The following is a 3,963-nucleotide window of genomic DNA, read 5'->3' as shown; positions in this document are numbered from 1 at the left end:
CCCGCGGAGCGGGTCCCCCAGCGCTGCGCGCTGGGCAAGGGCAAGCCCCCGCTGCGCGGGGGCGAGTGACGGAGTGTCACCGCCCGCCCTACGGGCGGGCGTTCGGCCGCTGCGCGGTCCGGCCCTACTCCGCTGCGCTCCGCAGGGCTCGTCCCGGGCCTGCGGCCCGGGACGCAGCGTGGTCCGCTGCGCTCCCCGCGCTGTACCGCGCAGCGCTTACGGCACAAGGTTTGGGTTATCCCCACTGAATGGGGATTACCCAAACCTTGTGCGGGGCCCGTCCGCTGCGCTCCCGGACCCTGAGGCCCCTGCGGGGCCTGGCTGGCTACGAGAGGGGCCGGCCGGTTCGGTCGTGCCCGGGTTGCTTTGGTGGGGTCCAGGGCTTCGGTGGAGGGGGTGGCCCTTCCAGGGCGTTGCGGAATTTCTCTTTCAGGCTTTTCGCGGGTGCTTCCTTCTCTTCCTGCGAGTGCATGAGCCGGGCCGTGGACACCCGTATATGGCACTCGCGGTGCCGCTGCCTCAGGAGCACCACCCACGCACCGTCTTGGGCCAGGAACGCGTGCCGGGCCGGCTCGTCTCCCGGCCGTGCATGCCGGGCCAGCACCCCCGGTATGTAGTTCAGGGCCGCGTCCTCGGCTGCCGTCACTGCTTCCGTCTCGTCCTGGCCGATGTGATGGGTGCCCACCAGCATCCATCGGTGCAGCCTGAGTTCCACGCCGTCTGGGCGTTCCGTCGTCCGGGTGTCCTCTTCGATGAGGACGTACCACTGAGCAGTCACAGCCGGCGCCTACCTGTCTTCCGGGGCCCGCGGGCCACTCTTGTTCGGTGCGGGCGCGGATGGCAGAAGGTCCCCCCGCGTCGGAAACTATCACGCTGCTTGCTGTCTTTCCCCATCACTATGCTTCATTTTTTAGTTGCGATAGACTCTGGACTGCCTAGGTACCACCAGCAGAGGCATCCGAGGCCGTGATCACCGACAGTTATCGGATCTGTCTCCCGCAGCGGTCCGTGGCCTTTCGCAGCCGCGTGCGTTCAACGCGCAGCGATCACAGGGCACTTGGCGAGGTCGCGCCGGGCTCCGACTGATAGCAGAAAGCCGGTCGATGGCAATGAAGGAACTCCGTCCCCACCAGCGAGAAGCCGTAGACGGGGTGCTGCGTGCCCTTGACTTTCCTGCAAGATCTACTGTGCCCGAGCGGGGGCTGCGGACGCAGGTGGTCATGGCGACCGGATCGGGCAAGACACTCGTCGCCGTGCGCAGCGCCGAGGAGCTCCGGGCAGGACGTGTACTGGTCCTCGTGCCCTCACTCGATCTGCTGGCCCAGACCCAAGCAGCGTGGCGTGAGGGAGGCCGGACGGGCCCGGTGATCGGGGTGTCCTCCCTGCGGGGTGAGGAGGTGTCCTTTCCCAACACCACGGACGTGCAGGAGCTGGTCGACTGGGTACGGCCGTTCGGCAAGGTCACCGTGTTCGCCACCTACGCCTCGCTCGGGCTCGGCACACTGGAGCGCGCCCACCAGGCCGGCCTTCCCGGGTGGGACCTGATCGTGGTCGACGAGGCGCACCGGACCTCGGGCCGGATCGGCAAGCCGTGGGCGGTCGTCCACGACAACACCCGCATCCCCGCCCTGCGCCGCCTCTACATGACCGCCACCCCCCGGCTGTGGCAGCTGGACGAGGACTCCGAAGCCGCGCCGGGCGCGCCGGGCGAGCTTGTGGCGTCGATGGAGGACGACCCGGACGGGCCGTTCGGGGCACGCTGCCACACACTGACGCTGTCCGAGGCGATCGACAGGGGCATCTGCGCGCCGTACCAGGTGGTGTGCGTGGACATCACCGACACCCAGCTCCAGGCCGCCCAGCTTCTAGGCGTTAAGGCGCGATCGGACGAGATCCGCGGGGCCCGGCTGGCCGCTCTGCAGACCGCGCTGGTGAAGGCGTCCTCGGAGGAGAACTTCCGGCGCACGCTCGTCTTCCACCACATGGTGAAGGAGGCCGAGGCGTTCGCGGCCGGTCTACCCGACGTCGCCGGCCGGCTCCACGCCGCCGAACCGGAGCTGTACCCGCGCACCGTGTGGGCCAACTGGCTGTGCGGCGACCACAAACCCCTCCACCGGCGGCGGGTCCTCACCGAGTTCGCGACCAGCATCGCCACCGACGGCACCGTCGTGGAGAAGAGCTACCTCGGCTCGGTCAAGGTGCTGGGCGAGGGCGTCGACACCAAGAACTGCGACTCCGTGTACTTCGCGGACGTCCGCGGCTCCATGCCCGACCTCGTCCAAGCCGTCGGACGCGCGCTTCGGATCCAGCCCGGTGAGGGCAAGATCGCCTCGCTCGTGGTGCCGGTCCTGCTCGGGCCCGGCGAGACGGTCGACAACATGCTCACCTCCCATGCCTTTGGCGGGTTGGCGAAGCTGCTGGAGGCGCTCAGGGCGCACGACACCCGGGTGGTGGAACAACTCGCCGAGCAGCAGGCGCCAAGCAGTGTCAGAGGCGTACAGAGCCGCAGCGGGCAGGACGAGGAGGGAGCAGGGAGCGACCGAAGCGGCCGGCTCTCCGTGCCGGCCCGCGCCCTGCTGGAATTTTCCACCCCTCGCGACCCCGCACAGCTGGCCGCATTCATCAACCTCCGCGTCCTCAACCCCGAACACGCCCACTGGCGGCGCGGTGTCGAGGCCGCCTCCCTGTACCAACGGCTCCACGGGGACCTGAAGGTGCCGTTCACGTACCGCGTGCCCGCCCCGGACGACCAGGAGGCGGAAGCCGAGGGGTGGCCAGCCGCGCTCGCCGCCTTCCCACTAGGGCAATGGATCGCCGACGCTCGCCGCGTCTACGCCCGCGGGGACATGAACGCCGACCGCATCGCACAGCTGGAGAAGCTTGGCATGGTCTGGTCGCACTTCGACGTCGCGTGGGAGGAGGGCCTGTCCGCCGCGCGCGGGTGGGCGGCCGAACACGGGCACCTCCTGGCCCCGCTGGACGCCACCTACCAGGGGTACCGGGTGGGCATCTTTCTGAAGAACCAGCGGGCCGCCGCCCGCAAGGCCGCCGAGATCGAGCAGCGGCGTGCCCAGGGCCTGCCCGTGAAATCGTCGGCCGGGGCCCTGTCGGAGGCGCGGCGCGAGCAGTTGGAGGAGATCGACGCGTCCTGGTGCCCGTCGTGGCCGGTGACATGGCAGCGGTGCTTCCACCTGGTGCGGATGCACCTGGACGCCGGTGAGGCGCTGCCCACCCAGGCGGGCGACGTCGTGCACCAGGGCGAGGACCTCGGACGGTGGGTGCAGTCGGTCCGACTCGGCTGGGACCAGCTCACGACCGTGCAGCAGTGGCTGTGCGAACACATCCTCGGCATCCAGCCCGCGGCCGACGACGAGAAACCCAAGCCACGGCGCAGCCAGGCCGACAAATGGGCCATGAACCTGACGGCCGCCCGGCAGTACTACCAGCGCGAAGGACACCTACGGGTACCGAGGAAACACATCGAGACCATCGTCATCGGCGGCGGCGAGGGCGGCGGCCGCGAGGGTGTGAAGGCTGAGGCGGAGGAACACCATCTGGGACTAGGAGCATGGGTCGGGAACCAGCGCTCCAGAGCCGCGACCCTGTCGCCCGAGCGGATCGAGCAACTGGCCGCCATCGGCATGCGCTGGACCTGACCGCCACCGGAACCGACCGCCCAGGCGTAGGGGCTGCACCGCCTAGCCCACCATGGAGCGTACATATCGCGTACTGACTGCGTACGAAGCACCGCCGCTAGACGGTGTCCCGTAAATGCTTCGGATCATGCATGTTGACCTGCTCGTTTGCCTGTCATCCGGTGAGGGTGAGGTTGTGCAGGCGAGCAATGCCGAGCATGGCGTGGTGGACACCTTCGCCTCTGAGGCGGCAGTCGCGCAGGATCTTCCAGCTCTTCATGCGGGCGAAGGTGTGCTCGACGCGGGCGCGGACCTTGCGGTGGGAGGC

The 3,963-nt window shown here is 69.2% G+C and carries 3 protein-coding genes; 1 reads left to right on the top strand and 2 read right to left on the bottom strand.

The genetic code is table 11. The annotated features are described in order from the left end of the window. Nucleotides 1-325: 325 nt before the first annotated feature. Nucleotides 326-778, bottom strand: coding sequence for a hypothetical protein (locus ACZ4K2_RS36875; RefSeq protein ID WP_467481092.1), 453 nt, complete (start codon nucleotides 776-778; stop codon nucleotides 326-328). A 325-nt stretch (nucleotides 779-1,103) separates the two neighbouring features. On the opposite strand from ACZ4K2_RS36875, the gene ACZ4K2_RS36870 reads away from it, so the two are divergent. Then, on the top strand, nucleotides 1,104-3,656 hold the full coding sequence (locus tag ACZ4K2_RS36870) for a helicase associated domain-containing protein (protein WP_467481089.1): 2,553 nt from the start codon (nucleotides 1,104-1,106) through the stop codon (nucleotides 3,654-3,656). 154 nt (nucleotides 3,657-3,810) lie between these two features. Here ACZ4K2_RS36870 and ACZ4K2_RS36865 read toward each other — a convergent pair. Then, nucleotides 3,811-3,963, bottom strand: a 153-nt coding sequence (locus ACZ4K2_RS36865; RefSeq protein WP_467479559.1) for a transposase, incomplete at its 5' end; no start/stop codon positions are given.

The sequence above is a fragment of the Streptomyces sp. NPDC025833 genome (assembly GCF_055558055.1).
This window is presented reverse-complemented; position numbering and strand designations above follow the sequence as displayed.